At 52.5% G+C, this 26238-nt stretch carries 25 protein-coding genes and 1 other RNA gene; 16 read left to right on the forward strand and 10 right to left on the reverse strand.

What is annotated here, in order from left to right:
* Positions 1 to 53: 53 nt before the first annotated feature.
* A complete protein-coding gene (locus MKX63_RS23600) occupies positions 54 to 2540 on the forward strand; it encodes a CoA-disulfide reductase (protein ID WP_341020482.1) in 2487 nt (828 codons plus the stop codon).
* 16 nt (positions 2541 to 2556) lie between these two features.
* Entirely contained in the window at positions 2557 to 2817 is a 261-nt protein-coding gene (locus MKX63_RS23605; protein ID WP_209990974.1) for a metal-sensitive transcriptional regulator, read from the forward strand.
* Positions 2818 to 2910: 93 nt separating this feature from the next.
* Here the strand turns inward: MKX63_RS23605 and MKX63_RS23610 are convergent, their stop codons facing one another.
* The 4 genes from MKX63_RS23610 to MKX63_RS23625 all read right to left on the reverse strand — a co-directional run bounded on the left by MKX63_RS23610 (position 2911) and on the right by MKX63_RS23625 (position 7058).
* Positions 2911 to 4266, reverse strand: a complete 1356-nt coding sequence (locus MKX63_RS23610; RefSeq protein WP_341020483.1) for an MATE family efflux transporter — start codon at positions 4264 to 4266, stop codon at positions 2911 to 2913.
* A 132-nt stretch (positions 4267 to 4398) separates the two neighbouring features.
* Positions 4399 to 5625, reverse strand: coding sequence for a putative glycoside hydrolase (locus MKX63_RS23615; protein WP_341020486.1), 1227 nt, complete (start codon positions 5623 to 5625; stop codon positions 4399 to 4401).
* Between the two features lie 241 nt (positions 5626 to 5866).
* Positions 5867 to 6055, reverse strand: a complete 189-nt coding sequence (locus tag MKX63_RS23620; RefSeq protein WP_171718441.1) for a hypothetical protein — start codon at positions 6053 to 6055, stop codon at positions 5867 to 5869.
* A gap of 175 nt (positions 6056 to 6230) precedes the next feature.
* Positions 6231 to 7058: a YitT family protein gene (locus MKX63_RS23625; RefSeq protein ID WP_341020488.1), complete on the reverse strand. Its 828-nt coding sequence runs from the start codon at positions 7056 to 7058 to the stop codon at positions 6231 to 6233.
* A 326-nt stretch (positions 7059 to 7384) separates the two neighbouring features.
* Between MKX63_RS23625 and MKX63_RS23630 the strand changes: the two genes are divergently transcribed.
* The gene (locus MKX63_RS23630; protein WP_341020489.1) at positions 7385 to 9052 is read left to right on the forward strand and encodes a DEAD/DEAH box helicase; all 1668 of its coding nucleotides are present in this window, start codon (positions 7385 to 7387) and stop codon (positions 9050 to 9052) included.
* A gap of 73 nt (positions 9053 to 9125) precedes the next feature.
* Here the strand turns inward: MKX63_RS23630 and MKX63_RS23635 are convergent, their stop codons facing one another.
* Positions 9126 to 9221, reverse strand: coding sequence for a hypothetical protein (locus MKX63_RS23635; RefSeq protein ID WP_036702210.1), 96 nt, complete (start codon positions 9219 to 9221; stop codon positions 9126 to 9128).
* Positions 9222 to 9400: 179 nt separating this feature from the next.
* On the opposite strand from MKX63_RS23635, the gene MKX63_RS23640 reads away from it, so the two are divergent.
* From MKX63_RS23640 to MKX63_RS23650, 3 genes are all read left to right on the forward strand, one after another.
* Positions 9401 to 10252: a YesL family protein gene (locus MKX63_RS23640; RefSeq protein ID WP_341020491.1), complete on the forward strand. Its 852-nt coding sequence runs from the start codon at positions 9401 to 9403 to the stop codon at positions 10250 to 10252.
* A 104-nt stretch (positions 10253 to 10356) separates the two neighbouring features.
* A non-coding RNA gene (gene ssrS / locus MKX63_RS23645) (6S RNA) lies at positions 10357 to 10548 on the forward strand.
* A 149-nt stretch (positions 10549 to 10697) separates the two neighbouring features.
* Positions 10698 to 11087 (forward strand): DUF1499 domain-containing protein, encoded by a 390-nt coding sequence (locus MKX63_RS23650; protein WP_036725209.1) that lies wholly within the window; start codon positions 10698 to 10700, stop codon positions 11085 to 11087.
* Between the two features lie 195 nt (positions 11088 to 11282).
* Here the strand turns inward: MKX63_RS23650 and tpx are convergent, their stop codons facing one another.
* Positions 11283 to 11801: a thiol peroxidase gene (gene tpx / locus MKX63_RS23655; RefSeq protein WP_340754751.1), complete on the reverse strand. Its 519-nt coding sequence runs from the start codon at positions 11799 to 11801 to the stop codon at positions 11283 to 11285.
* Between the two features lie 112 nt (positions 11802 to 11913).
* Between tpx and MKX63_RS23660 the strand changes: the two genes are divergently transcribed.
* Both MKX63_RS23660 and MKX63_RS23665 read left to right on the forward strand, forming a co-directional pair.
* Positions 11914 to 12534, forward strand: coding sequence for a rhomboid family intramembrane serine protease (locus MKX63_RS23660; RefSeq protein WP_341020495.1), 621 nt, complete (start codon positions 11914 to 11916; stop codon positions 12532 to 12534).
* A 14-nt stretch (positions 12535 to 12548) separates the two neighbouring features.
* Positions 12549 to 13466: a LysR family transcriptional regulator gene (locus MKX63_RS23665; protein ID WP_341020497.1), complete on the forward strand. Its 918-nt coding sequence runs from the start codon at positions 12549 to 12551 to the stop codon at positions 13464 to 13466.
* 35 nt (positions 13467 to 13501) lie between these two features.
* Here MKX63_RS23665 and MKX63_RS23670 read toward each other — a convergent pair whose 3' ends face one another.
* Both MKX63_RS23670 and MKX63_RS23675 read right to left on the reverse strand, forming a co-directional pair.
* Positions 13502 to 14179 carry a zinc metallopeptidase gene (locus MKX63_RS23670; protein WP_445323538.1) on the reverse strand — a complete coding sequence of 226 codons (678 nt, stop codon included), beginning with the start codon at positions 14177 to 14179 and terminating at the stop codon, positions 13502 to 13504.
* A gap of 34 nt (positions 14180 to 14213) precedes the next feature.
* The gene (locus MKX63_RS23675) at positions 14214 to 14645 is read right to left on the reverse strand and encodes a MerR family transcriptional regulator (RefSeq protein WP_036702199.1); all 432 of its coding nucleotides are present in this window, start codon (positions 14643 to 14645) and stop codon (positions 14214 to 14216) included.
* Positions 14646 to 15195: 550 nt separating this feature from the next.
* Here MKX63_RS23675 and MKX63_RS23680 point away from each other — a divergent pair.
* The 4 genes from MKX63_RS23680 (at position 15196) to MKX63_RS23695 (ending at position 19384) form a co-directional block, all read left to right on the forward strand.
* Positions 15196 to 16590, forward strand: a complete 1395-nt coding sequence (locus tag MKX63_RS23680; protein ID WP_341020501.1) for an ammonium transporter — start codon at positions 15196 to 15198, stop codon at positions 16588 to 16590.
* 39 nt (positions 16591 to 16629) lie between these two features.
* Entirely contained in the window at positions 16630 to 17703 is a 1074-nt protein-coding gene (locus MKX63_RS23685; protein WP_341023229.1) for a DUF294 nucleotidyltransferase-like domain-containing protein, read from the forward strand.
* Complete coding sequence (locus tag MKX63_RS23690) at positions 17700 to 18449, forward strand: exonuclease domain-containing protein (RefSeq protein WP_341020503.1); 750 nt, start codon at positions 17700 to 17702, stop codon at positions 18447 to 18449. The genes MKX63_RS23685 and MKX63_RS23690 overlap by 4 nt, the downstream gene beginning before the upstream one ends.
* Positions 18450 to 18823: 374 nt before the next feature.
* Positions 18824 to 19384, forward strand: a complete 561-nt coding sequence (locus MKX63_RS23695; RefSeq protein ID WP_341020505.1) for a TlpA family protein disulfide reductase — start codon at positions 18824 to 18826, stop codon at positions 19382 to 19384.
* 95 nt (positions 19385 to 19479) lie between these two features.
* Here MKX63_RS23695 and cimA read toward each other — a convergent pair whose 3' ends face one another.
* Positions 19480 to 21099 (reverse strand): citramalate synthase, encoded by a 1620-nt coding sequence (cimA, locus tag MKX63_RS23700; RefSeq protein WP_341020508.1) that lies wholly within the window; start codon positions 21097 to 21099, stop codon positions 19480 to 19482.
* A gap of 194 nt (positions 21100 to 21293) precedes the next feature.
* Between cimA and MKX63_RS23705 the strand changes: the two genes are divergently transcribed.
* The 3 genes from MKX63_RS23705 to MKX63_RS23715 all read left to right on the forward strand — a co-directional run bounded on the left by MKX63_RS23705 (position 21294) and on the right by MKX63_RS23715 (position 24550).
* Complete coding sequence (locus MKX63_RS23705) at positions 21294 to 22586, forward strand: DNA polymerase IV (RefSeq protein ID WP_341020509.1); 1293 nt, start codon at positions 21294 to 21296, stop codon at positions 22584 to 22586.
* A 160-nt stretch (positions 22587 to 22746) separates the two neighbouring features.
* Positions 22747 to 22989: a ferredoxin gene (locus tag MKX63_RS23710; protein ID WP_036702186.1), complete on the forward strand. Its 243-nt coding sequence runs from the start codon at positions 22747 to 22749 to the stop codon at positions 22987 to 22989.
* A gap of 136 nt (positions 22990 to 23125) precedes the next feature.
* Positions 23126 to 24550 (forward strand): L,D-transpeptidase family protein, encoded by a 1425-nt coding sequence (locus tag MKX63_RS23715; RefSeq protein ID WP_341020510.1) that lies wholly within the window; start codon positions 23126 to 23128, stop codon positions 24548 to 24550.
* On the opposite strand, the gene MKX63_RS23720 is transcribed toward MKX63_RS23715, so the two are convergent.
* A complete protein-coding gene (locus MKX63_RS23720) occupies positions 24547 to 24684 on the reverse strand; it encodes a hypothetical protein (RefSeq protein WP_341020511.1) in 138 nt (45 codons plus the stop codon). The genes MKX63_RS23715 and MKX63_RS23720 overlap by 4 nt on opposite strands.
* Positions 24685 to 25127: 443 nt before the next feature.
* Between MKX63_RS23720 and MKX63_RS23725 the strand changes: the two genes are divergently transcribed.
* Positions 25128 to 26222, forward strand: coding sequence for a quinone-dependent dihydroorotate dehydrogenase (locus MKX63_RS23725; RefSeq protein WP_341020512.1), 1095 nt, complete (start codon positions 25128 to 25130; stop codon positions 26220 to 26222).
* Positions 26223 to 26238: the final 16 nt, after the last annotated feature.

Below are 26238 nucleotides of genomic sequence, written 5' to 3' on the forward strand. Positions count from 1 at the left end.
CCCACCCGTATATTATAATACCCATAGGGGTATACAAACAGGAGGGAAATAATATGAGCAGAACTATAGTCATTATCGGCGGAGTTGCCGGAGGGGCATCCGCAGCAGCGCGCTTAAGAAGATTGAACGAAGAAGACAACATTATAATTATAGAGCGGGGAGAGCATGTTTCTTTTGCCAACTGCGGCTTGCCTTATTATATTGGAGAGACGATTGATTCAAGAGATAAGCTGTTCCTGCAGACACCGGCTGGTATACAGGCGCGCTTTAATATCGATGTGAGAATCTTCACCGAGGCAACGGCGATTGACCGTGAACGCAAGGAGGTACATTGCCGCAATGTTACAACAGGCGAGACACTGCACATTCCATATGACATTGTAGTGCTCTCTCCGGGCGCGAAGCCTATCGTTCCGGCGTTTCCCGGAATCGCTGAGGCGGATAACCTGTTTACACTGAGGAATATTCCGGATACGGACCGTATCAAGGCATATGTGGACAGCCGTCACCCCCGGCATGCCACTGTAATTGGAGCCGGTTTTATCGGCCTTGAAATGGCTGAGAATCTCCGGGAACGGGGTCTTGCCGTAACTGTAATTGACCGGGGGGAACAGATTCTTAACCCGCTTGACCTGGAGATGGTTCGTCCGCTGGAGGAGCATATGCGTCTGCATGGGGTAGAGCTGCGGCTGAATGAGGGCGTAGAAGCTTTTGAACAACAAGGCCGTCTGGTTCGTCTCTCCTCCGGCGGGGAGCTTAGCACGGATATGGTTATTCTGGCGATCGGGGTCAGTCCTGAGAATGACCTGGCGCGAAGCTGCGGACTTGAGCTGGGCATCCGGGGGGCGGTTAAGGTGAATGCTTCACTGCAGACGAGTGATCCGTCCATCTATGCTGTTGGTGATGTCATTGAAGTGAAGGACCGTGTTCAGGGGTTCGATACCATGGTATCCCTTGCCTGGGGGGCCAACCGTCAGGGGCGTCTGGCCGCTGATCATATCAATGGGCGGCAAGCCTCGTATACAGGAGCATTAGGTACGGCGATTATCAAGCTCTTCGATATGACAGCTGCGCTGACCGGAAATAATGAGAAGACGCTTAGTTCACTGGGCGTTCCCTTTGAAGCTGTGCATATCCATCCGAATTCCCACGCCGGTTACTACCCCGGTGCTGTGCCAATAGCGCTCAAGCTGCTGTTCAACCCGCAGACAGGTGAGATTTATGGAGCGCAAGCAGCCGGAAGTGCCGGTGTCGACAAAAGAATAGATGTCATTGCCACCGCTATCCGCAGCAAGCTTAAGGCTGATGAGCTGGCAGATCTGGAGCTGGCGTATGCGCCGCCGTATTCCTCGGCCAAAGATCCGGTCAATATGGCAGGCTATGTTGCCTCTAATGTGATGGAAGGACTCGTCCGCAATCTGCAATGGCATGAGGTGGACGAATTCACCCACACTTCCGGTCTTATCATTGATGTCAGAGACGAAGCAGAGCGGTTAGCCGGTTATATCCCCGAGTCCATCAATATTCCTCTGGCTGAGCTGAGAGACCGTCTTTCAGAGATTCCGCAGGATCAGAAGATCGCCGTATCCTGTCAGGTAGGGCTGCGCGGCTACATTGCTGCCCGGATGTTAACCCAATACGGATATGCAGTACGAAACGTTGACGGAGGCTACAAGACATACGCAGCAATGGCAAGGGGGGCTAACACTGGAGATTCCGGGAAGACAGGAGCACCAGTTTTGAGAAAAGAGGACCCGTCTCCCGCCGGGATAGTCCATATCAAAGAACAGCTTAGCAGTAAGCCTCAGCTCTTACTGGATGCTTGCGGATTACAGTGCCCCGGCCCTATACTCAAAGTATATGAGACTATAGGTTCTATGGAGGAAGGCCAGCGGGTAGAGATCACTGCAACGGATTTCGGGTTTGCCGCTGACATCAGGCAGTGGTGCAGCAAGACGGGGAATACGCTGGAAGCTGTGGATGTATCCGGAGGCAAAGTTCACGCACTGGTACGCAAAGGACAAGACCCGGAAGACAGAACCGGGGTAGCGGCGGGACAGGCAGCAGTCTCTGAAGGAACCACGATGATTGTATTCAGCGGTGATCTGGACAAAACCATCGCTTCCTTCATTATTGCAACAGGCGCCGCAGCGATGGGCAAGCAGGTAACCATGTTCTTTACCTTCTGGGGGCTTAATGTTCTGCGCCGGGGGCAGTCTCCACAGGTGAAGAAACATGCACTCGACCGGATGTTTGGCCTGATGATGCCGAAGGGAACGCGGAAGCTTCCCTTATCCAGAATGAACATGGGCGGGCTTGGCGCCAAAATGATCCGTTATACGATGCGCCGCAAGAATGTGGAGTCTCTGGAAAATCTGATGCAGGGGGCACTGCATGCGGGGGTCAAGCTGATGGCCTGCACAATGAGTATGGATATCATGGGCATCAAGCAGGAGGAATTAATTGAGGGTGTGGACTTCGGCGGTGTTGCCAGCTATCTTGGAGCTGCCGAGGACTCCGGCGTGAACCTATTCATCTAGAGGGGGCTGATTGACAGTGGAATATGATAAAGCTATTACCAACCGCTTGAAACGTATTGAAGGTCAGGTAAGAGGCGTGTTAGGGATGCTGGAGGAAGGCAAGGACTGCCGTGAGATTGTGACTCAGCTGACTGCGATCCGGACAGCGGTAGACCGCTCTATCGGTGCAGTAATCGGAGATAATCTGGAGCATTGTATCCAGGAAGAGCTGGCGAAGGGGAATTCCCCTGAGCAAGTGATTAAGGAAGCGGTGGATCTGCTGGTAAAAAGCCGGTGAAGCACAACAGCCACAGACGAAGGGGGTCTCCCGGATGTCTGTGGCTGTTTTTGGTTCTACATCGAAGCTACAGCTGAACTTTGTGGCGTTAATTCAAGCCTTCTCCGGAGCGAATCTGCGCTGCACCCTGACGAGACGGGCCAGCAGCAGAATTGCGCCGATGCCAAGGCCGGTGATGAGTCCGATCCAGTAGCCGTAGGCCCCAAGCGAAGTATAAGTGGCGAGCAGGTATCCGACAGGCAGGCCGATCACCCAATAGGCAATGAAGCAGATGACGAACGCAGGATTAACATCCTTATATCCCCGCAGCACACCTTGGGTCGGGGTTGCGATAGCATCGGAGATCTGGAAGAAGATCGCGTAGATCAGGAAATGCTGGATCAGCGAGATCACCTCATGGTCATCCGAATACAGCCCGGCGACATGATTCCCGGCGAAGAGCAGCACCAGCGCTGTGAGCAGGGAGAGGACAGCCGCCGTACCAATGCCCATAATGCCATACTGGCGTGCGTCCTTCAGCCGGCCGGAGCCGCTCTCGAAGCCGACGAGAATCGTCAGACTCATGCAGATGCTCAGCGGAATCATGTAGAGGGTGGAGGCGAAGTTAATGGCGGCCTGATGGGCAGCGATTGTAATCGTATCGAAGCGGCTCATCAGCAGGGTTACAGCCGAGAACACCGCCGTCTCGAAAAAGATCGAAAAGCCGATAGGCACACCAATCTTCAGCAGCTCCTTGAGACTTACCAGAGACACCGCGTGAAATTTACGGAAAATCTGCAGGCTCTGGAAAGGCTCGGCCCGGTAGACGAAGATTAGGGCAATCAGGAAGATGACCCAATACGTGATCGCAGAGGCAACGCCTGCGCCTACGCCGCCAAGGCGGGGGAAGCCGAAGTTGCCGAAGATCAGCAGATAGTTAAGTCCTACATTGACCGGCAGGGCAATCAGGGTGATGAACATGGAGACGCGGGTCTGGCCCAGGGCATCAATACAGCTGCGGACAACGGTATAGCCGAACAGCGGGATAACGCCGAAGGAGATGGCACCGAGGAAGCGGAAGGCAATATCGCGTACGGCAGGCTCCAGATTCATGAAATTCAGGATCGGTGTGAGAGCGAGGCTGCCAAGAATCAGCACGAGCGCCGATACGATCAGGGAGAGCCAAATGCCCTGCATCACCTGATTGGCCACATCCTTGTCCCGCTTGCTGCCAAGGAGATGAGATACAATGGGTGTGATCCCCATAAGAATACCGCTGAGGCCTGTCTGGATCGGAATCCACAGGCTTGTGCCGATGGCTACGCCGGCCAGATCATTCGTGCCGAATTTGCCGGACATATTGGTGTCGAAGAAGGTAATGGCTGACAATGCAATCTGAGTAATCAGAATCGGAAGCAATATATGAAGGAATTGCCCGGCCTTTTGCTTAATGGAAGAAGTCTGTTTCATAATCATCAATGCCCCGTTATCATTATTTTGGATACTTATATTCCAGTGTAAATGTTCCCAGTAAAAAGCCCGGCAGCTGCCGGGCTATGGATATCGTGCGGCTATAGATACATCCGGATAATTGCAGAAAGCTTATTGGTCGTACTTCACATCGGCGGTATAGCGGTTGTTGGCATTCCAGAGCAGGAATTCGTCGATATTCTGATCCTTCAAGGCACGGATCTGATCTTCAACCTGCTTTTTGCCGTATTTGACATAATGCCCGCTGCCCAGCCAGCTGGCGGTGAAATCCTGAATCCATGGGCGGATCACCGGTTTGTAGCTGCCTAGCGGGTTTAGCTTCTTGTGCGTATCGACCATTGAACCCTTAATGGTAGCATAAGGGTCTTTGTCGGGGTCCTTCACATCGAACCAGCCGGTGGAATAATGACTCGGATAGACCATCGGGCTGATAACATCGACATTCTTGGAGATCTTCACGAAATCCTGGCCGATGCCTTCTGCGGCAGGTACCGAGGCGGCATAGCCAAAGATATCTACCGAAATCCGAACTCCAAGCGGAGCTAGCTCAGCTTTGGCATATTTGACGAAGTCGGCGATAATTTCCACACGCGGTCTGTCGCTCTTCGTGTATTTCAGAGTGTCTGCACGCTTCTCGAAGCCCTCAGGGAAGCGTACATAGTCAAACTGGATTTCCTTGAACCCGAGCTTAACGGCTTCCTTGGCAATATCTACGTTATACTTCCACACATTTTCATTATAAGGATTGACGAAGCTGTCTCCGCCTTTGTTGGCCCAGACAGAGCCGTCTTTGTTAACGAAAGATAATTCCTTGTTCTTCTTGGCAAGCACAGAATCCTTGAATACTACAATCCGCGCAATCGGGTAGACATTATGCTCCTTCAGGCGGGTCATCAGCTTGTTGATATCCCCTATGAACGGCTGGGGATGCCCCATTTGCTGAAGCTCAGCATTGTCTGTCTTGTAGGTGATATATCCGGCATCATCCTTAATATCGATGACCATGGAATTGAGCTCAGTCTTGTCCAGCAGGGCAAGCAGAGTCTCCATGCGTGCGCCTCCGGCGCTGTAAGCAGTCACGTATATCCCTTTAACCTTGGGAGCATCCGGCTGCGGATCAGCAATACGAGCTGTCTCCGGCGATGCGCTTGGGGAAGGTGCTGGAGAGGCAGTGCCGCCTCCGTTCGGTAATGCTGCTTCCGGATTCGTTGTGTGTTCTGCGACGATGGGGGGATTCATGGCGCCCTGCAGTACTGCTGCCACATCGGCTTCATGTCCCTGGTTCGGGACACCCACGCCTCCCAGCGCCATCATCAGTAAAGCCCAGGTGATATTCATTTCTTATTCGCTCCCTTTATGTACATTCCTTATAAAGTATAAGGTAACGGATGCACCCAAAAAGAACAGACTTGTAACAATACCCGTAATTTTTTGATGTCTACTTTCCGCTCTTGTTGTTTATAAACGGGATGTACAGATTTTGAACCGCTGAATATAAAAGTAAATGCCGCCCCGGACTGGCACGAAGGCCAATGACCAGGGCGGCAACTATTACAACTTGCTCTTTACGGCAGCTTGCTCAATGAAGATACGCAGAATTCTGATGCTCGCAAATGCTGTAATGGATGATATCCATGGCATCTGCCGGTTCCAGAATACTCAGACCGTCACGCAGTACGATTACAGAATTGAGTTCGTCCTGCTTCAGGAACGGTATCATATCCGGATACCACCTCATGACGATTGCTGACAGTTTTACCGTTTCCATTTCCACAAAAATCACCCTTTCCTTTTTCGAATCGAACTGAATCAGAATTCAGGGTCCACCCGGAAAAACGAAGTGCCTGGAAAAAAGAGGGTAAATCACAATCTTCATGAAATTGTTAAGGTCCTGCGTAGCTATAATATAACATAATTTGAACGGATAAGCATTTTCTTATAAATTAACGTTTGCGGAAGGAGCCCATCACACCGACAGTCTCGACAATATTTACAAATGCCTGCGGGTCGCTTGTTTTGATAATGCGTTTCAGCTCCGCAAGCTCATACCGTGTGGTCACTGTCATTAGCATGTCCCGTTCTACATGAGAATAAGCACCTTCCGTCTTAAATTTTGTAACTCCGCGCTGAAGGCCCAGCAATTGCTGCAGCAGCTCGTCAGTCCGGTTGGTGATGATGTACACGGTAACCTTGATGTGGCTGATATGAATCAAGTCGACCACCTTACCGGTGACGTATATAGACACCATGGAGGCAAGTGCCAGATTCCAGTTATCGTCAAAATAGGCCGCAGCAAGAATGACGAGGCCGTTGAGACCGACCAGCACATTGCCTACCGGGAAGTCCCGGTACCGTGTTATAATGGAGCCCAGAATATCGAAGCCGCCCGAGGAGCCTCCTACGCGGAAGGATACACCAGCCCCGACACCTACAAGCACTCCTCCGAACACAGAGGCGAGCAGCATATCCGAAGAGACCTGAACGACAGGCACGACTGTCATCAACCAGGTTGTTGCCCCTACAGAGACAATGCTCAGAATGATAAATCTCCGGCCCAGCTGGAACCATCCGGCAGCAAGCAGCGGGATATTGAAGAGTAAATACAGTAAGCTGATGTTAAAAGGAGTGAAATAACCGGCCAGCATCGCAAGGCCGGATACGCCTCCGCTGAGCAGTCTGTGGGGGATCAGGAACAGATTAAAGCCGCTTGCGATCATCGCTGACCCAAAGAGAACGGCAAGAAAGCTCCCGAATAGTCTTAGTTTAACCAAGCAAATTCACCTCTGAGTGTAGTGTGAGTGTCATGTAAGTAATGAAAGTAAGGAATACACTGGTATTCCTGATTGGGTTTGTGATATAATGTATAGGATATTCTTGAGTAGGACGTTACAATGGTATTTTTGCATTGCTTAGAATGCGAAACTGCAATTGTCAGGTGTAAGTAGTGGCCTGATCATAGGACATTTTTTTGTCCCAATACGCGCTAAACCATGCAGGAAATACGGCATGATTGGACAGCCTATAAATGTGTTTACCGCTACTTAAGAATACAGACAAGCATGTGGAATGTCCACTGTATAGAAGGAGCATGAATAATTTGAAAACATTCGCAGAATTCGGCTTGGAGCCAAAAGTACTTCAAGCAATCACAGAGCTAGGATTTGAGGAAGCAACACCCATCCAGGAGCAGGCAATCCCGCTTGCACTGACCGGATCGGATCTGATCGGCCAGGCACAGACGGGTACAGGTAAGACCGCAGCCTTCGGAATTCCCCTCATCTCCAAGATCGCAAGAGAAGAAGAGAAGATCCTGGCACTGGTAATGACGCCGACGCGTGAGCTTGCCATCCAGGTTGCTGAAGAAATCGGTAAGCTGACCCGCTTCAAAGGACTTCGTTCACTGGCTATCTACGGCGGGCAGGATATCGGCCGTCAGATCCGCGGACTGAAGAGAAAACCACAGATTATTATTGGTACACCGGGACGCCTCCTGGACCATATCAACCGCAAGACCATCCGCCTGGATGATGTTCAGACGATCGTACTGGATGAAGCCGATGAAATGCTCGACATGGGCTTCATGGAGGATATCCAGACTATCCTCAAGCTCGTTCCTGAAGAACGTCAGACCATGCTCTTCTCGGCTACTATGCCTCCTAACATCCAACGCCTTGCCCAGCAGTTCCTGAAGAACCCGCAGCATGTATCCGTAATTCCTAAGCAGATTAGCGCACCGCTTATCGACCAGGCTTACATTGAAGTGCCTGAACGCCAGAAGTTCGAAGCGCTTAGCCGCTTGATTGACATGGAATCGCCTGATCTGGCGATTGTATTCGGCCGCACGAAGCGCCGGGTAGACGAGCTTGCTGAAGGCTTGCAGAAGCGCGGATATTCCGCTGACGGCCTGCATGGTGACTTGTCGCAGAACCAGCGTGACGCTGTAATGCGCAAATTCCGCGACGGCAGCATTGATGTACTGGTAGCTACAGACGTGGCTGCACGCGGCCTGGACGTATCCGGCGTAACGCATGTTATCAACTTTGACCTTCCGCAGGACCCTGAGAGCTATGTACACCGTATCGGCCGTACTGGCCGCGCCGGCAAAGAAGGAACGGCATGGTCCTTCGTAACTCCGCGTGAGATTGACCATTTGCACCTGATCGAACGTGTTACCCGTCACCGCATTACCCGCAAACCGCTTCCTACAATGGCTGAGGCTATTGAAGGCAAACAGCGCATTACTGCTGAACGTTTGCTGGCTATGGTTGAGACAGGTGAACTGAATGAATACAAAGGAATTGCCATTCAATTGCTGGAGCAATATGATTCTGTACAGCTGCTGTCCGCAGCGATGAAGCTTCTAACCGGCGATAATAAGGATGCGCAAATTGAATTGACTCCTGAAGATCCGATCCGTGCCAAGCGCCGCGGAGGCAAGAACGATATCCGCAGCGGGCGTAAGCCTAACGGCGGCTATGGCGGCAACCGTTCCGGTTCCGGTTCTGGTTCTGGTGGCGGCTATCGCGGTAACCGTGACAATGCAAGCGGCGGCGGCTATCGCGGAAATCGTGATAACTCCAGCAGCGGCGGAAGCACCCGTGGCGGCTACAGCAGCGGCTATGGCGGCAACAGCGGAAGCGGCAGCAGCTACGGCGGCGGCTACAAAGGCAACCGTGATGGAGCGAGCCGTAACACAGACGGAAGACCATCCTCGCGTCCGAGCAGCACAAGCACCCGGCCGGCCAAGCAGGATTATGACGCTTAAGACATAACAGAACACCTTGAAGAAGACGAGCAACCGTTACCGGTTCCCGTCTTCTTTTTTACTGCAGATTCGCTTAGATGAAGGTACGGCTGATAATGACCAGCAGGATGAAGAGCACGAGAATTGTTCCGGTGGAAGTCCAGGGATTGCAGCAGCCAGGTGCGGACATGAGGTCAACCTCCTTTGAACATGGGGGATTTGTTGTGGTTACAATGTAATATATGGACGTATTGCAGTGCTTGCTTAGACACTTACCTAGAACTTGTAAACTTGGGCGCTGGAAAAGTCCAGTACAAACAGGTATAGTTAAGATACGCAGTATGCACAAGATAGACAGGAGGAAGGGAATTGGAGTTTAAAGGAGCAATGGGCGGTATATACCGCATCACGGAATGGATCTCACGCATCGCCTTCAGCAATATATTATGGGCATTGTGTTCGATACCGTTCCTGTTCGCAGGAATTCTGAAGATCCTCATGCTGGGTTCAGAGGCAGGCGGACCGAATGAGCAGATTATGCTGAACTGGGTACTTGGAATATTCGCGCCATTCACTGTATTTCCGGCGACGTCGGCGTTATTTACAGTGGTGCGCAAATGGGTAATGGGCAATACCGATGTAAGTACATTCCGCACTTTTTTTCAGGGGTACAAAGAGAATTATCTGAAAAGCATGCTGGGAGGGCTTATCTACACCCTGCTGTTTGTCGTGATGTACGTTGATGTGACCGTATACATGACACAAATGCCGAATTTTAAGATCGTCGGTATCCTGATGCTGGTGCTGATGATTATTTTGTTCGTATCGATGTTTAACTTCTTCTCTATCGTAGTTCACTACCAGATGACGTTCAAGGAAGTGGTAACCAATTCGATTCTGCTCACGATCGCACGGCCGATCCGTGTGTTCTCGACGTTGATTGGTTCAGGCGTTCTTCTCTATATAGGTCTGCGGTATCCGGTTCTCTACGTGATTTGTATTCCTACGCTGGTTGCTATGCTTGCCTTCTTTAATTTCTTCGCTACATACAATAAGCTGCAATTACAGGTGGAGAAAAAGAAGCTGGCTGAAGAACAGGCCGCACTGGAAGCGGCTGAGAATGAAGGTCTTGCGTCGGATGACGACGATGACGAGGATGACGAAGACGAGGATGAAGACGACAGAGACAAGGACACCGGTAAGGATTTCAAGCGGACTTAACATTCCTTTGATCATCCGGGCAGTAATGTCAACGGAAAATGATCCCGGTGTTAAATAAAGCGTATACAGGTTTACTTTTTCGTCAAAACGCACTATAATGTTTATAAATCCTGCGATGTACGTTATGGTTGCTCGTTGTTTTGAACCAATGATAATGTCTTGGGAGATCTACATGAAGCGCGGCTGAACAGCCCTGTCTATATGACCTGGGGAATTCAAAAACGACTTCTGCGGTCACCCACCTGCTCTAGCAGGTTCAGAAGACACTGCAGCCGGACGGCATAGGCGGGTTTTCTAATGGAATCGACAAGGCACCCTGTTACCTGCTCACTTGCGGGTAGAGGGTGCCTTTTTCAAGGTTAAAGTGAGCAATGCCCTTTTGTTCCGCGGACAAGAGTGTTACACTTAAGGTAGTGAACTTGGGATTTGAAGAGGGGGAAGAATTTTGTCGTTGAAAAGAACCTTGGTCGGTTTATTTCGCAGTCATGACGGAACAAGCGACCGTGCCAAAGATCCGGCATTGAAAACGCGTTATTACAATCTTTCAAGAGACAAGGCGTGGGATGAAGTCTCCGCAACACTGAAGAAAATTCCTGGATACAAGGTCTTGCATGAAGTGCAGTCTGTAGGGGAGATCACGCTGGAGAAAAGAACGGCGTTAGGCCGTTCGCTGGATATCACCGTATCTGTGCTAAGCACCACGCCCGTACGCTGTGCCGTAGATATATATTCAGCATCCAGAGGGTCGCTCGGCGATCTGGGTGCCAATTACCGTGTCATTCAGCGTTTGTACCAGTCTCTGGATAAGAAGCTGGGCAAATATAAGGTGGATTAAGGACAAGTACCTGGGCATGTTTTGCCGGGATTGTATGCGGTTTCCGGGAGCGGGACAGCCCGCTCTGAACGCGGTTATCCTTATTGATCATCATACGCAAAAAGCGGAGAAGGATGACCTTCTGCCGCTTTTTTTCAAAAATGCACATCTATAGCTTCGAAGGCTGTATAACCTATCAGTGCTGTCCGTTCCAGCTTACAGCAGAGCCTTAACTGCGGAAATGGCCGCTTCGTAGTCCGGGTGCTCAGCCATTTCACCGAGATACTCGACATAAGCCAAAGTATCGTTCTTATCTACAACAAAGATAGAGCGCATGTCGAGACGGAATTCCTTGATAAGGACGCCGTAGGCTTGTCCGAAGGAAGTCTCCTTATGGTCGGACAGGGTGATTACACTGTCAATGCCTGCGGCGCCGCACCAGCGGGCCTGGGCAAAGGGAAGGTCTGTACTGATGGTGAGAATGACAACATCATCGCCAAGACCGGCAGCCTCGCTGTTGAAGCGGCGGGTCTGCGCATCGCACACACCGGTATCCAGGGAAGGTACAACGCTGATCAGCTTGATTTTGCCAGCGTAATCTGTAAGAGTAACATCTTCCAGGAGATTCTTGCTAACCGTGAATTGCGGCGCGGGGTCTCCGGCTTTCAGCTGCGGGCCTACCAGAGTGATGGGGTTGCCCTTGAATGTGGCTACGCCTGTTCTTTCTTGCGTCATGTGCTTGTTTCCTCCTTGAATTGCAATATTGGCATGTACCTGCCAGAATAAATTATAATCTTTTTAGAAGCTGGATGTCGAGCTGGACAACATACATAAAAGGATGGGTGTTATGATTTTTATAAGATATGAGAAGTGGAGAAGTTATCTCCGGTATTATCCTGTAACCTGTGCGCTGATTCTGGCCAACGTGGTTATGTTCATCGTGCTGTCTCTGAATGGCGGCTCTACCAACCTGAACACGCTTGTGAAGTATGGGGCTACAGTGAATGTGGGTCCTGAGAAGGATGAGCTGTGGCGCTACGCGTCGGCGATGTTCCTGCATAACGGCTTTGCCCATTTGTTCTTCAACAGCTTCTCGCTGCTTGTGTTTGCCCCGCCGCTGGAGCGGCTGATGGGCTGGTGGCGGTATGCGCTGCTGTATCTGGGCGGAGGTTTCGTTGCTAATCTGCTTGGAGTGGTCAGCCTCGGGCCTGTGGAGATTGGGATTGTCTCTGTAGGGGCCTCGGGGGCGATCTACGCTGTCTATGGCGCATTCCTCTATATTGCGTTGTTCCAGAGGGCAATGATGGATGAGGGCTCGCGCAAGACACTCTATGGACTTCTGGTGATGGGGATTATCACATCCTTTGCCACTCCATATATCAACTATATGGCTCATATCGGCGGCCTGATCGCCGGATTCTTCATTTATGGGCTAATCATCCGTGTATTCAAACGAAACCGGCGATAAGGAAGGGTGTAATCGTGGAGCTTAGACAGCTGCAGTATTTTCTGAAGGTTGCCCAGAAGGAACATGTCACCAGAGCAGCGGAGGAGCTGCATGTCGCACAATCAGCGGTGAGCCGCCAGATTCATCAGCTGGAGCAGGAGCTGGGGGTGGATCTGTTCATGCAGAAGGGGAGAAACCTGCAGCTTACACCTGTCGGGCAGCTCTTTTGCAAAAGAGTGGAGTCGGTGCTGAATGAACTCGACCGGTCAGTGGCTGAGGTGCATGAATTCCTTGACCCGGAGCGCGGCGAGATTCGCATCGGCTTCCCGCACAGCCTCGGGACTCATCTGATTCCTTCGATTGTGGCGGAGTTCCGCCGTCATTATCCCCATGTGAAATTCCGCTTCAAGCAGGGGGCCTATCCTTCCTTAATCAAGGATGTTATCTCTGGAGAGGTGGATCTGGCATTCATCTCGCCGTTCCCCGAGAATGTGGGGCATGTGGCCGGAGATATCGTGATGACCGAGGAGCTGTTCGCCATTCTGCCGCAGAATCATCCGCTTGCCAGCGAAGAAGTGATCCGGCTGGAGCAGCTGCGGGACGAGAAATTCGTATTGTTCAGCCAAGGCTACTCGCTGCGGCCGATTGTGTGGCAGGCCTGCCTCGCGGCAGGGTTCAAGCCGCAGATTGCTTTTGAAGGCGGGGAGACGGATACGATCCGCGGTCTGGTAGCCGCCGGGATGGGGGTAAGCCTGCTGCCGGAGATGGCACTCTACCAGACCAACCCGATGCAGCCTGCGCAGGTCCGGGTGGTGGAGCCTACGATTACCAGAACCGTCGGGCTGATTCACCGGGCAGAAGGTAAGCTGCCGCTGGTCGCCCAGTCCTTCCGGAACTTCCTGCTTACCTATTTCAAAGACAGACACACAGACAATACCCCGGTCGGCTCATAGCCTACCGGGGTATTGTCTGTGTAGTCGTATAGATCTTAATCGCGGTTGCCGAGGAACATCAGGATCAAGCGGATCAGTTCGATCAGGGATACCAGCGCTGCGGCAACATAGGTGAGCGCTGCGGCATTCAGGACCTTGGCCACGCCGCGCTCTTCGTCGTTGCGGATGAAGCCCTGCTGTAGCATAATCGTGCGCGCACGGCTGCTGGCGTTGAATTCGACAGGCAGTGTGACCAGCTGGAAGGCAACTGCGGCAGAGAAGAAGATAATGCCGAGTCCAATAAGATTGAACGAGCTGAAGATGAAGCCTGCAAGCAGCATGAAGGGGGCAACCCCGGAGGCAAAGTTCACGACCGGGAACATCCGGTGGCGAAGCGCCAGCATCGGATAATGCTCCTTGTGCTGGATCGCATGGCCGATCTCGTGGCAAGCGACGGAGACCGCTGCGATGGAGCTTTCATAATATACAGGCTCCGACAGCCGCACGACGCGGTTAATCGGGTCGTAGTGGTCTGTAAGGGTTCCCTGAACCGGTTCAATGGGAATATCGTAGAGTCCGTTGGCATCCAGCATACGCCGGGCAGCTTCGTAACCCGTTAAGCCGTTCATGTTCGGCACCTTGGCCCATTTCTTGAAATTGCCCTTGACCCTGAACTGGGCCCATACAGAAAAGATAAACGCGACAGCTAACAATACATACATTAGTGGCATCATAGGTGCTCATTCCTCCATTATAAATTACAAGCTGTTACATTGGCGGGCCCTGCGTCAGCAGAAGCCGGATCGCTTCCATACAGGCGACACCCTGAGGAATCAGTGCGGCCAGTGCGCGGTTGGCCTGGCCAGGCTTCAAACCGCTTATCACGGGCTCCAGGGCCTTCACTTCCCGTTCAAGCTGCTGCATCTGAAGCTCAAGCTGGACCAGCTTCCCGGAGACCTCAGCCTCAGGTGTGGCTGCATTCCACTTGCCCATCAGGGATTTGATTTCTTCCAATGTATATTTCTCTTGCTTAAGCTGATTAATACGTTGCAGAATGACTAAGGTTTCATGACTGTAGAGCCGGTAGTTCTTCATGCTCCTGGATTCAGGTGTAATCAGTCCGAGCTTCGTATAATAATCAATGGTACGTTCACTGATGCCGGCCGCCTTGGCCAGCTCTCCGATCCGGTAAAGGGTCATATCTCCAAGTTATCTCACCTCACTATATACTGCGTGAAATAATCATATCAAATTGGAAACCGTACAGTCAAACGTGACGCTTACTTTAAAGTATATGCTGACTTTTCATAAAGATGCTTGGGGCGAGAGGCTTCTAAGAAAGGATGAAGTTATTTAAAACATAACATATCGCGTCATATATTTATGTCTTTATGGAAGCGGGGAATCTTCAGAATTGAAGAAGGCAGAGCGTGGTACGGGAGTAATCAAGGGATAAGAAAAGGCATCTTTACTAATAGACGTTAATAAAAATACAGTATGATGCTAAGGTAAGAGCTCTATTGTCTGTATGCGTTTGCATAATTGGCACGTAAGGAAGCGCGCTAATTCTTGCGGGTTACCGGTAATCGTACTCAGGAGCGTTCCTTAAGTGAAGATTGGAACAGCTTCCAAAATTAAATTAAAGCATTCAAAAAAAATAGTCTTGTCAATTTACCTGACTTCTGATTATAATGACATTAAGAGTTTCACGCTTTGTTAGAAAATATAACATTGGGGAGTGGGGTACAATATGAAAAAAAAGATGTTGATGATGTTCCTGGGTATGATTACACTGATGATCTATCCGGTCAGCGCCTTCGCAGCTGAGGGTCCGGCAGCACCGGATCTGCAGATTGGACTTGACACTGCATTTACGTTCCTGGCATTTATCCTTGTATTCTTCATGCAATCAGGGTTCGCATTACTTGAGGCCGGTTCGGTCCGGATGAAGAACGCCGGTCACGTGGCCGGTAAGACGGTACTGACACTGGCAATTGCAAGCTTGTGCTTCTGGGCACTGGGCTTTGGCCTTGGCTTCGGTAACGGCAACAGCTTCTTCGGAACTACAGGCTTCTTCTACGGCGGCGATTCCACAGCCTCTGCATTCGAATCCCTGGCCTTCTCCGATGTTACACTAAATACGAAATTCCTGTTCCAAATGGCATTTGCGGCAGTCTCCCTGGCGATTGTATCCGGCGGTATGGCTGAACGTGCTAAGCTTAGCGTATATATTATCTTCGGAATTCTTTTCTCGGTTGTGATTTATCCGGTTGTAGCTCACTGGGTATGGGGCGGCGGCTGGCTGGCAGAGCTGAGCATGCAGGATTATGCAGGTTCTACAGTAGTCCATCTTACAGGTGCAACGGCGGCAGTAGTAGCGACCATTCTTCTCAAGCCGCGTCTTGGCAAATTCAACAAAGAAGGCAAGCCGGTTATTATTCCGGGACATAATCAGGTATTCACAGTCCTTGGTGTTATTATTCTCTGGTTCGGCTGGTTCGGCTTCAACCCGGGTAGTGCGTTGTCTCCTATGGGCGGATTCTTCGGACACGTAGCACTGACTACTAATATTGCAGCAGCGGCAGGCGGTCTGGCAGCTCTTGCAGCTTCCTGGCTGTACTTCGGCAAATCCGATATTCCAGCCATGCTAAACGGCGTACTGGCAGCCCTGGTTGCCATCACGGGTGCCTGTGCCTTCGTAGAGCCTTGGGCAGCCATCATTATCGGTCTTGTTGCCGGTGCCTTCACCTTCATGACTTCGCAGTGGCTGGAGCGTGCAGGACTGGATGATCCAATCTATGCTTTCTCTGTACATGGTATCGCCGGTATGTGGGGGGCGTTGTCTACAGGTCTCTTCGCAGCACCTGATCTGATTGAACAAGGCGCACTTGTAGGTAAAGCAGGTCTCTTCTACGGCGGCGGCTTCCATCAGCTCGGCGTGCAGGCGCTGGGTGTAGTCGGAACCTTCGTATTCGTAGCCGTGATGTCCTTTGTCATCCTGTATGTGATGAAGATGGTTATGGGTATCCGTGTAACAGAAGAAGAAGAGTTGATGGGTCTGGATATCAGTGAGCACGGTACTTACGGTTATCCTGAGCAAATGAAGCTGATCAGTGAATCAGAATCCAAAACCCTCAAACACTAATATATATACTCAGGCAGGGAGGCGGACCGTGTGGCTTCGATGGAGGCAGCAGATTGGAACGAAGAAGAAAGTTACTTGTCCATCGTAACAGCCGGTTCGCCGGAGGAGCTTAAGAGGAGGCGTACCGCTTGTCAACAAGTGCTGCTGGAGCAGCTGGGCGTGATTCCCGTTCAGGAATGGATGCACCGGGTCAATGCGATGCATGACCAGCTTGCCGGGACGGCGGTACGGATATGTGAGGCGCAGATGAAGGAGGCGGGCTACGGCCTGCCTCCCTGCGCCTATTCCTTTATTGTATTCGGCAGTGCGGGCCGGAAGGAAGCTACACTATGGAGTGATCAGGATAACGGGCTGATTGTTGAGGAAGCGCTGGAGGGGGAACGAAAAAGGTATTTCGAGGCTTTTGGCAGCATGCTGTCGGATGTGCTTGAGGCCATTGGCTATGAGAAGTGTGAGGGCAGGGTCATGTGCTCTGAGCCGCTCTGGCGGAAGTCACTGGCAGACTGGAGGCTCCAGCTGGCAGACTGGATGGAGCAACTCGAATGGGAGCCTGTGAGGTACCTGATTATAGCTTCGGATATGCGGCATGTAGCGGGAAGTGAGGCGCTGTCAGCACAGTGGCGGGAAGCCCTGCATAACGGATTCACGGATAACAGCAAATTAACGATGGCGGTACTGCGCAATACCGTGCGGCATAAGGCAACGCTGAACCTGCTGGGACAAGTGCTCACGGAACGGTTCGGTGATAATGCAGGCGGATTCGATGTCAAATATGGCCTCTACATTCCGCTTGTCAATATTGTCAGGCACTTGTCGCTGCTGCATGGAATTGAAGCTCCTTCGACACTGAAGCGGCTGGATGAGCTGACTAAGCTGGAGCAGTATCAGCATCTGGAAGAAATCAGGCGGGCTTGTCTGACAGCGCTCAGGATGCGGGTGAACACGCCGTTTACGGTGACGGACGGCCTGCTCGTGAGCAGTAATTATTATGCGGAGAATGATCTGAAGAATAAGCAGCTCCGGGCGGAGCTGCGGGAAAGCCTGCTGCTGATCAGACGCCTGCATAAGGCGCTGCAGCGGCAGCTCCGGTCAGCGGAAAGGAGACAGCTATGAAGGAGCCGAGCAAAGGCGGAGGATTCTGGAATAATCTGCGGCAAGGCGGAATGCCCTCTGCCATCGCTTCCATGAGGGGCGGAGAATCGGCGCAGCAGACAGCCCAGCAAATGGCCTTTATCCGTTCTCTGATGCGCGAGAAACGGCGTCCTGAGGTGCTGCATACTCCGCTCTCTGAACTGGAGACGGTGATTTTCGATCTGGAGACTACGGGTTTCTCCCATCAAGGAGGAGACGAGATTATGTCTATCGGAGCGATCCGGGTGGTCGGCGAAGAGGTCAAGGCAGAGGAATGCTTCTATACACTGGTCAACTGCGGGGCAGCGATTCCTGACAATATTACGAGACTGACCGGAATCTCAGCCGAGATGACCTCCTCTGCTCCGCCGCTGATGGATGGCCTGCATAACTTCATGTCCTTCGTCGGACAGAGGGTGCTGGTGGCGCACGGAAGTGCCCATGATAAGGCATTCCTGAACGCAGCCTTATGGAAGACCTCCAAGGTCCAGTTAACCCACCGGGTGCTGGATACAATGATGCTGGCCCGCTGGCTGGAGCCGCACCGCAGCAATTACACGCTGGATGAGCTGCTGGCGATCCATGAGATTCCTATTGAGGGACGTCACCATGCGCTGGAGGATGCCAAGATGACAGCGAAGCTGTGGGTTACTTACATCCGCCAGATCTTACAAAAGAACCAGGTGGATACACTAGGCGACTTGTACGCCTATCTAAGCAGGACATGAGGTCTATTGTTGTAAGACTAGCCGGATTGCAATGTAAGGCGGACACTTATTAAGGTATATCAGGATGGCGGCGGGTCAGGCGCTACGTTGCGTATCGGCCCTGGGCCAATACACATGCCACCCGCTGCGGCAGCACCAGCAGCTGTACGCAGGTCTCCTGCGGCAGCCGGGCAGCAGAAGCTTCCCCAGCCTCTGCTGTACGGAAGAGTCCGGTCCGAACAGCCGGAGGCTTTCCTGGCCGCTGTCAGCTTTACCCCTCTCTCTTCATGGGATTTCGTCTTTGACGGAATCCTCTTTTTTTATGATAACGTTTGAAACTGGAGCAAGTGGGGGTACAATAGAGAAAAATCCTCCATGTAAAGGATCTGAACTCTATGAAAGCAGTCCATAAACGGAATGTAACGATTCTGGCCTTGATTGTATTTCTGGCCGTTCTTGCCATAGAACATAAAGTGAAATCGGAGCCTAAGGCGGTTGCGGTCCTGCAGCAGACGGGAGAACCGGAGACTGGTGCATCGGCAGGACTCAAAGCGCCTCCTTTTACAGTGCAGGAAGGGGATAAGCAATATGGGGTCGATGGGGCGAGGGAAAAGCCGGTCATTCTTAACTTCTGGGCCTCCTGGTGCGATCCTTGCCGGCAGGAGGCTCCTGAGCTGAATAAGCTGGCAATGAAATACAGCAAGGTGCTGGATGTATACGGAATTAACGTGACCAGCCAGGATTACAAGCCGAATGCGGAACGCTTCGTCAAGAAGTACATGCTGACCTTCCCGGTGATGTATGATCTGAAGGGCCAGATCTTCGACAAGTATAACGGGGCGGTGTTCCCGACCAATGTATTGATCGATAAGAACGGGATCATCAGCGAGATTATTCTGGGGGTCCTGAGCGCAGAGGAATTGGAGAAAAAGATTATTGCGCTAACCGGGTCCTAGCACAGGCAATCAGCCATATAGTGAAAAGCCCTCCTGCGCGGAGTAACTTCCGCACCCGGAGGGCTTTGTAGAATCTTGAGAGCGAAAAGCAGACATCAGTGATTGACCAGACCTCTCGGTTCATTGCTGGCCGGAATTCCCTGGTCCAGTGAAATCTGTCCCAGGAGGGCATAGCGCATGGAATCGACCAGAGCCTCCCAGCTCGCTTCGATCACGTTGCTGGATACGCCTACGGTGCTCCAGGTGTCGCTGTAGTCCTTGGATTCAATCAGCACGCGTACCTTCGCGGCGGTCTGATCCTGCTCATCCAGCACGCGGACCTTATAGTCGGAGAGGTGCATGTCTTTAAGCTGCGGGAAGTAGGTCTGCAGCGCCTTACGCAGCGCATTATCGAGTGCGTTGACCGGTCCGTTGCCTTCGGCGGCTGTGTACAGGCTCTCGCCGCCGACCTTCAGCTTAACGAAGGCTTCGGAGACGACAGGGCGGCCGGCGGTTTTCTCAACCAGCATCTTGAATGATTCGAAGGTGAACAGCTCGTTCATCTCGCCGGTTGCTTCCCGGAGCAGCAATTCAAGCGAAGCATCCGCGCCTTCGAACTGATACCCCTGGTGTTCAAGATTCTTAATCTTGTCAATCACCTTGCGCGCCTGCTCGCTGCTTGGATCAAGGCTGAGGCCCATGTCCTGCGCCTTGGACAGCACATTGCTCTGTCCGGCAAGCTCGGAGACCAGGACACGCTGCTTATTGCCTACCAGTTCAGGGGCGATATGCTCGTACGTCCGTGAATCGCGCAAAATGGCAGATACGTGGATGCCGCCCTTGTGGGCAAATGCGGCTGTACCGACATAAGGCTGATTCACCGGCATGTTCACGTTGGCGACCTCGCTGATGAACCGGGCCGTGTTGGTTAACTGCGGCAGGGAATCGCCAGGGATGCAGCGGTAGCCCATCTTAAGTTGAAGAGTAGGAATAATGGAGCACAGATTGGCATTGCCGCAGCGCTCGCCGTAGCCGTTAATGGTCCCCTGGACCTGCCGGGCACCGGCGCCGATTGCGCTAAGGGTGTTGGCAACCGCAAGCTCACAATCGTTGTGTGTATGAATACCGAGCGATGCTTCTGGCAGCAATACACCAATGCTTGTCACAATATCATGAATCTCATGCGGCAGGGTGCCGCCGTTCGTATCGCACATCACCAGCCAGTCTGCCCCAGCCTCGCGGGCACGGGTGAGAACGGCAGCGGCGTATTCAGGATTATTCTTGAAGCCGTCGAAGAAATGCTCTGCATCGAAGATGACCTCAAGGCCCTTGCGCTTCAGATAAGAGATGGAGTCGAAGGTCATGGCCAGGTTCTCTTCCAGGGTGGTCTGCAGGGCAGTGTGAACATGGAAATCCCACGATTTGCCCACCAGGGTAGCCGCCGGAACGCCGGCGTTAATCATCCGCTGCAGTCCCTCGTCCTGCTCAGCCACTGTGTTCTTGCGCCGGGTGCTGCCGAATGCGGTAATCTTGGCATTCAGATGGAGCTCCTGGACTCTTTTGAAAAATTCGATGTCCTTGTTGTTGCTGCCCGGATTGCCGCCTTCGATATAGTGGACACCCAGATCGTCGAGTTTCCTGGCAATCTTCAGCTTGTCATCCGCCGACAGGCTGATCCCCTCGCCTTGTGTTCCGTCACGCAGGGTGGTATCGAAGATGGAGATAGACTTAGACATGAGTGTCCTCCTAAAAGTGTTATTAGCCTTCGCATAGGAAATTAATTTTTATATTATAGCATTTTTACGCGGGAAAGTAACAAAGAACTTTTCACCGCGCCGTCACAACCTGCTCACTGGCAAGTTGACCTCCCGCCGGGGTAGAGGTATGCTGACAATAACAATGGAACCCCGAAGATAAGAAGGTGGATACCATGCAGAGTGTGGATCAGTATTATCCGGCAAGCGGCAGGGTTATTCTGCATGTGGACATGAATGCCTTTTACTGCTCTGTGCATGAGGCGGAAGATCCGGAGCAATATAAAGGAAAGGCGACAGCGGTGGCGGGCAGCGTGGAGGCTAGAAGGGGAATTATCGTCACTTGCTCCTACGCCGCTCGCAGGCTGGGCATCTCCACCGGCATGCAGGTGCAGAAGGCGCTGCGGATTTGTCCGTCTTTAATGCTTATTAAGCCGGATTTCCATCTATACCGCAAGTACTCGAATGCATTTATGCAAATTGCCTACAGCTATACTCCCCTGCTCGAAGCGGTCTCGATAGACGAGTGTTATCTGGATATCACAGGCTCCCGGCAATTCGGAACGCCGCCGGAGATTGCCGAGGCGCTGCAGAGGCGGATTATGGAGGAGCTGGGTCTGCCGTGCTCCATCGGGATTGCCCCCAACAAGCTGCTGGCGAAGATCGCTTCTGATCTGAAGAAGCCCAGCGGCATCTCGGTGCTGCGGCTGCGTGATGTGCCTTCCGTGCTATGGGACAAGCCGTGCAATGAGATGTTCGGGATTGGCGGCAAGACGGCCGAGAAGCTGCGCAAGCTGGGAATCTACAGCATCGGACAGCTGGCGGCTGCGGACGAGGCGATGCTGGTCGGCCATTTCGGCGTCATGGGCGCCTGGCTGAAGCGGGCGGGGAACGGGATTGATCACGGGATCGTGAATCCTGAGCGTGAGCAGAGCAAATCCATCGGCCATACAACCACGCTGCCGCATGATGTAGTAGGTCTGGCTGAGGCGCGCCCGATTCTGCTGAACCTAAGCGATCAGGTCGCGCGGAGACTGAGGAAGCAGGGGCTGGTTGCAGCGGGGGTACAGCTGACGATCCGCACGCCGGATATGAAGACGATTACCCGCTCCCGTCAGCTTGAGGCTCCCACGGAGAGCGCCGAGGATATCTACAAGGTGGCATGTGACCAGTTCGCACGCCACTGGAAGGGTGACAAGCCCGTGCGGCTGCTGGGGGTAACGCTCCAGGGGCTGATACCCAAAGAGGAGTCGGCCATTCAGTTGGACCTGTTCGACTACGAACGGCAGCCGAAGAAGGAGTCGCTCAATAAAGCGATGGATATGCTGCGCAATAAATTCGGCGAGAATGCAGTGCTGACCGCAGGGATGCTGAGCGACAGCCACTCGGCGCGTCTGCGTAACCATAAGGAGCGGGGGACCTCGCTGCAGAAGGATAATCTGGACGGCGCAGACAAGGATATAGACTGAGTTAAGGTCCGTCATCAGCCGCCCTGGGGGACCGCAAAGAATGAGGCAATAATGTCAACACATTGAAAATTCATTGAAATTGTATCCTATTTATATTAATATGAGAAAAATAACAGGCTGCGACTGCAGGCTGTATAGTTAAGCGGGAGGCAGAGAAAAAATGGCTAAGTACACTTGGGTCGAAAAGGACACATGCATCGCTTGTGGTGCTTGTGGCGCGACGGCCCCTGATATTTTTGATTACGATGATGAAGGTTTGGCAGAAGTGATCTATGAGAACGACGGCAACCACGGTAATGTAGTGATTCCGGACGACTTGTTCGATGACCTGCAGGATTCAGCTGACGGATGCCCTACAGATTCCATTAAGATTGCAGATGCACCTTTCAACAAAGAAGGCTAAGCTTCTGCCTTCTACATAAAGACATCTCCGGTCCGCGATAAATGCGGCTTGGGGTGTCTTTTTTTGCATTTCCTGCCGATATAAAATAGAAGATACATACGCATACATAACCATACCACCAATAGTGGAGGCCAACATGAAGAATGCTCAGCATCTAAAAGCCTATGTACAGATGCATCCGGACAATAAGATGGCATGGTACTTGCTTGGTAAGGAATACTATAAGAATGGCCAGTATGGAAAGGCGAATTACTGCTTTAATCAGGCCGGGGAAGTATATGAAGCTTTTGAACGCAGCAAGGTGCCGGCGGAAATGCTGCAGCAGTACGAGGAAGGGCTGCTGGAATCGGCCCGGGAACGGCAGACTGCGAGGCTCAGGAAGCGCAGGGTTCTCCTGACTCTAATGCTGCTGTTGTTACTGCTTATTCCGGCTGCCGTTGCACCGGGAATTCAGCAAGGCAGTGCGGGCAGAGCTGCTCCGGCCGCGAATATCTCAGCCGTGCTGCCGGAGACCGCCGAAGAGCCGCAGGTAAGTCCGCAAGAACCGGTAAGTCTGGATTTCATGGCGGTAGCGTCGGATGCTGCTGCGGGGGGAGGGGGCCTGGCAGCCATCCTGAAGTCGGCGAAGACGCCTTCCGCCACCGCACTGCTCGGTATGAAGCGCTCGGGCAAATGGCTACTGTGGAAGAAAGGGCTGCCGCTGGAGGCTACCCTTGCCAAGAGCGGAGAAGGGCGCATAGTCTATCAGTCTTATAATCAGGCAGCGTGCGCTTGCCAGCCGCCGGGTCTGGCGGAGCTTAAACAGCAGGGGCTGGTCTGGCAGAAGCAGCAGGAGGAGCTCGCTGTGCTATGGAGTGCGCTGCATGCGTACAAGAACAGCAAAGGGGCTTATCCCGAAGCGGTACAGGAATTAGTGAGGCCGTTCCCGGCGAACGTGCTGGGCGGCATCACCCCTCTGATGAAGGAAGCCTTCGCACCGCTGCGCAGTGCCGCACGGGGAGAGGCGCCGCTGCTCTCTGCATCTCCGCAGCTGTCCGGCCAAGAGGCAGGTACTCCGGGACAAGAGCAGACAGGCGGAGGACGTCCGGCGGCGGGGCCGGGGGAGAAGCTCTTTTTCAAAGAACACCTTACTATTATTGTAGATAAGCAAAGCTACCGTCTGGCGGTCACCAGCGGCAATGTGATTGTGCGGAATTATCCTGTGGGGCTCGGCGGAGATAAGACACCTGAAGGAGAGTTCTTCATTAAGGATAAGGTCGTGAACCCGAACGGGCGCGATAACGGGGAATTCGGCAGCCGCGGCATGCAGCTCTCGGACAGTAATTATGCAATTCACGGGACGAATGAGCCGGGTAGCATCGGCAAGGATGAGTCGCTGGGGTGTATCCGGATGAACCGGAAGGATGTGGAGGAGCTGTTCGCGATGGTGCCGATGGGCACGAAGGTTCAGATCAGTCAAGGGGTTCTGCCTGAGGAGCTGGTCGTACCGGAGGAACGTTTCCCTTCGGATTCGCCCCGTAATCAGACCAACCCCCATAAAGTGTACCATTGGCTGAACTAATTCCCGAGAAAGACAAATAAAACGGCGATAAGCGCAATCAGCAGTACGAGGCTGGCGCTGATCCACAGAATGGCTTTGCGGTTCACTTCTTCTTTTTTCTGCTGGAGTGTAGGAGGCTTACGTTTGGTTGACATTAGGTCACCCTTCTTTCTCTCTTAGTCTGTGATAACCCTTACATGTGAGGCTTGGCGGCGGTGCATGAAACTTGTGCCCGCTCTTCTATTCTAGTCTGGATGAAAAGACAAGTCTAGCTGCAATCTCTTGCGGCAGGGACTAGATCACCTAAGCCTTAGTCTATACAGCGAATACCGGCTGGAGTATCATAAGGAAGGTTTCATGCTGGAGCGTGAAGAACACAGAAGCAGGAGTGAGGCTGCCATGGCAAGCAGATCCAAAAGCGAAATTCCGGGGAATCTGTGTGAGAAGTAGCGGCGGTGTGGGGGAAGTGCGGCAGGGCGGGGACAATCGCTGCGGCAAAAAACTTTTCTTTTCCCCCGGAAACGGATAAAATTAAGAAGAAACCTATAGATACGGGAGTCGTTATGTCAATTGTGGTTCCCTTGAAGGAGCGAGAACGGTGCTGTATCGACATTTTGGTAAACCTATTTTCTTTAAAATGGACCCGGAGACGGCGCATCATCTCGTCATCGGCGGACTGAATAAAGCAGATCTGGTTCCCGGCGGGAGCGCAGCCATGCGGCTAATGTACGGGGTTCCTGAGACTGCTGATCTTGCAATGGATCTGTTCGGGGTACATTTCCCAACCCCAGTGGGCTTAGCGGCAGGACTGGATAAGAATGCGGAAGCGGTAGGAGGTTTCTCTTCGATCGGCTTCGGATTCATGGAGGTAGGCACGGTAACTCCGGTAGGCCAGCCCGGCAATGACAGCCCCCGGCTGTTCCGGCTGCTGCCCGACAAAGCGCTTATTAACCGGATGGGCTTCAATAATGAAGGCGCGGAGGCTATGGCTGAACGTCTCAAGAAGCTGAAGAAGCGCAGAATTCCGGTGGCGGTCAATATCGGACGCAACAAGGCCACCCCGAATGAATTGGCGCATGAGGATTACCGCAAGTGTATCCGTACGCTGTATCCGTACGGTGATTTTTTTGTGGTCAATATCAGCTCGCCGAATACCCCGGATCTCCGGAGTCTTCAGCATGGCAGCGAGCTCTCGAACCTGCTTAGCGAGGTTAAGGAAGAAATGGAGCTGCAGCGGGCGAAGACTGGCTTCACAAAAGGGCTTCTGGTCAAGATTGCTCCCGATGTCAGTGACGCTGAGCTGGAATATATGGTACATACCATCACGGAAGCCGGAATGGACGGCATCATTGCCACCAATACGACACTCTCCCGTGAAGGGCTGCAGAGCGACAAAGCCAGTGAGACAGGCGGGCTGAGCGGCCAGCCGCTGCGTGAACGTTCTACAGAGATTATCCGCAGAATCTATACCCAGACTGGCGGCAAGCTGCCGATTATCGGGTCGGGCGGGATTTTTACAGCCCAGGATGCTTACGATAAAATACGGGCAGGCGCCAGTCTGGTCGAAATTTATACAGCACTCATCTATGAAGGGCCGGAGGTTAACCGCAGAGTGCATGCCGGACTACGGCAGCTGCTGCGGCGGGATGGCTATCAGAGGCTCCTTGATGCGGTAGGCGCTGATCATCACTGAAGGATGAATGGACAGG

The sequence above is a fragment of the Paenibacillus sp. FSL R7-0179 genome, assembly GCF_038002265.1.
GTDB lineage: Bacteria > Bacillota > Bacilli > Paenibacillales > Paenibacillaceae > Paenibacillus_AQ.

Excerpts from the sequence above, each read along its gene's own strand:
- MKX63_RS23600 (WP_341020482.1), top strand. The coding sequence starts at position 54 with ATGAGCAGAACTATAGTCATTATCGGCGGAGTTGCCGGAGGGGCATCC.
- MKX63_RS23610 (WP_341020483.1), bottom strand. The coding sequence starts at position 4,266 with ATGAAACAGACTTCTTCCATTAAGCAAAAGGCCGGGCAATTCCTTCAT.
- MKX63_RS23615 (WP_341020486.1), bottom strand. The coding sequence starts at position 5,625 with ATGAATATCACCTGGGCTTTACTGATGATGGCGCTGGGAGGCGTGGGT.
- MKX63_RS23620 (WP_171718441.1), bottom strand. The coding sequence starts at position 6,055 with ATGGAAACGGTAAAACTGTCAGCAATCGTCATGAGGTGGTATCCGGAT.
- MKX63_RS23635 (WP_036702210.1), bottom strand. The coding sequence starts at position 9,221 with ATGTCCGCACCTGGCTGCTGCAATCCCTGGACTTCCACCGGAACAATT.
- tpx (WP_340754751.1), bottom strand. The coding sequence starts at position 11,801 with ATGACGCAAGAAAGAACAGGCGTAGCCACATTCAAGGGCAACCCCATC.
- MKX63_RS23660 (WP_341020495.1), top strand. The coding sequence starts at position 11,914 with ATGATTTTTATAAGATATGAGAAGTGGAGAAGTTATCTCCGGTATTAT.
- MKX63_RS23670 (WP_445323538.1), bottom strand. The coding sequence starts at position 14,179 with ATGATGCCACTAATGTATGTATTGTTAGCTGTCGCGTTTATCTTTTCT.
- MKX63_RS23675 (WP_036702199.1), bottom strand. The coding sequence starts at position 14,645 with ATGACCCTTTACCGGATCGGAGAGCTGGCCAAGGCGGCCGGCATCAGT.
- MKX63_RS23680 (WP_341020501.1), top strand. The coding sequence starts at position 15,196 with ATGAAAAAAAAGATGTTGATGATGTTCCTGGGTATGATTACACTGATG.
- MKX63_RS23685 (WP_341023229.1), top strand. The coding sequence starts at position 16,630 with ATGGAGGCAGCAGATTGGAACGAAGAAGAAAGTTACTTGTCCATCGTA.
- MKX63_RS23690 (WP_341020503.1), top strand. The coding sequence starts at position 17,700 with ATGAAGGAGCCGAGCAAAGGCGGAGGATTCTGGAATAATCTGCGGCAA.
- MKX63_RS23695 (WP_341020505.1), top strand. The coding sequence starts at position 18,824 with ATGAAAGCAGTCCATAAACGGAATGTAACGATTCTGGCCTTGATTGTA.
- cimA (WP_341020508.1), bottom strand. The coding sequence starts at position 21,099 with ATGTCTAAGTCTATCTCCATCTTCGATACCACCCTGCGTGACGGAACA.
- MKX63_RS23705 (WP_341020509.1), top strand. The coding sequence starts at position 21,294 with ATGCAGAGTGTGGATCAGTATTATCCGGCAAGCGGCAGGGTTATTCTG.
- MKX63_RS23710 (WP_036702186.1), top strand. The coding sequence starts at position 22,747 with ATGGCTAAGTACACTTGGGTCGAAAAGGACACATGCATCGCTTGTGGT.
- MKX63_RS23715 (WP_341020510.1), top strand. The coding sequence starts at position 23,126 with ATGAAGAATGCTCAGCATCTAAAAGCCTATGTACAGATGCATCCGGAC.
- MKX63_RS23720 (WP_341020511.1), bottom strand. The coding sequence starts at position 24,684 with ATGTCAACCAAACGTAAGCCTCCTACACTCCAGCAGAAAAAAGAAGAA.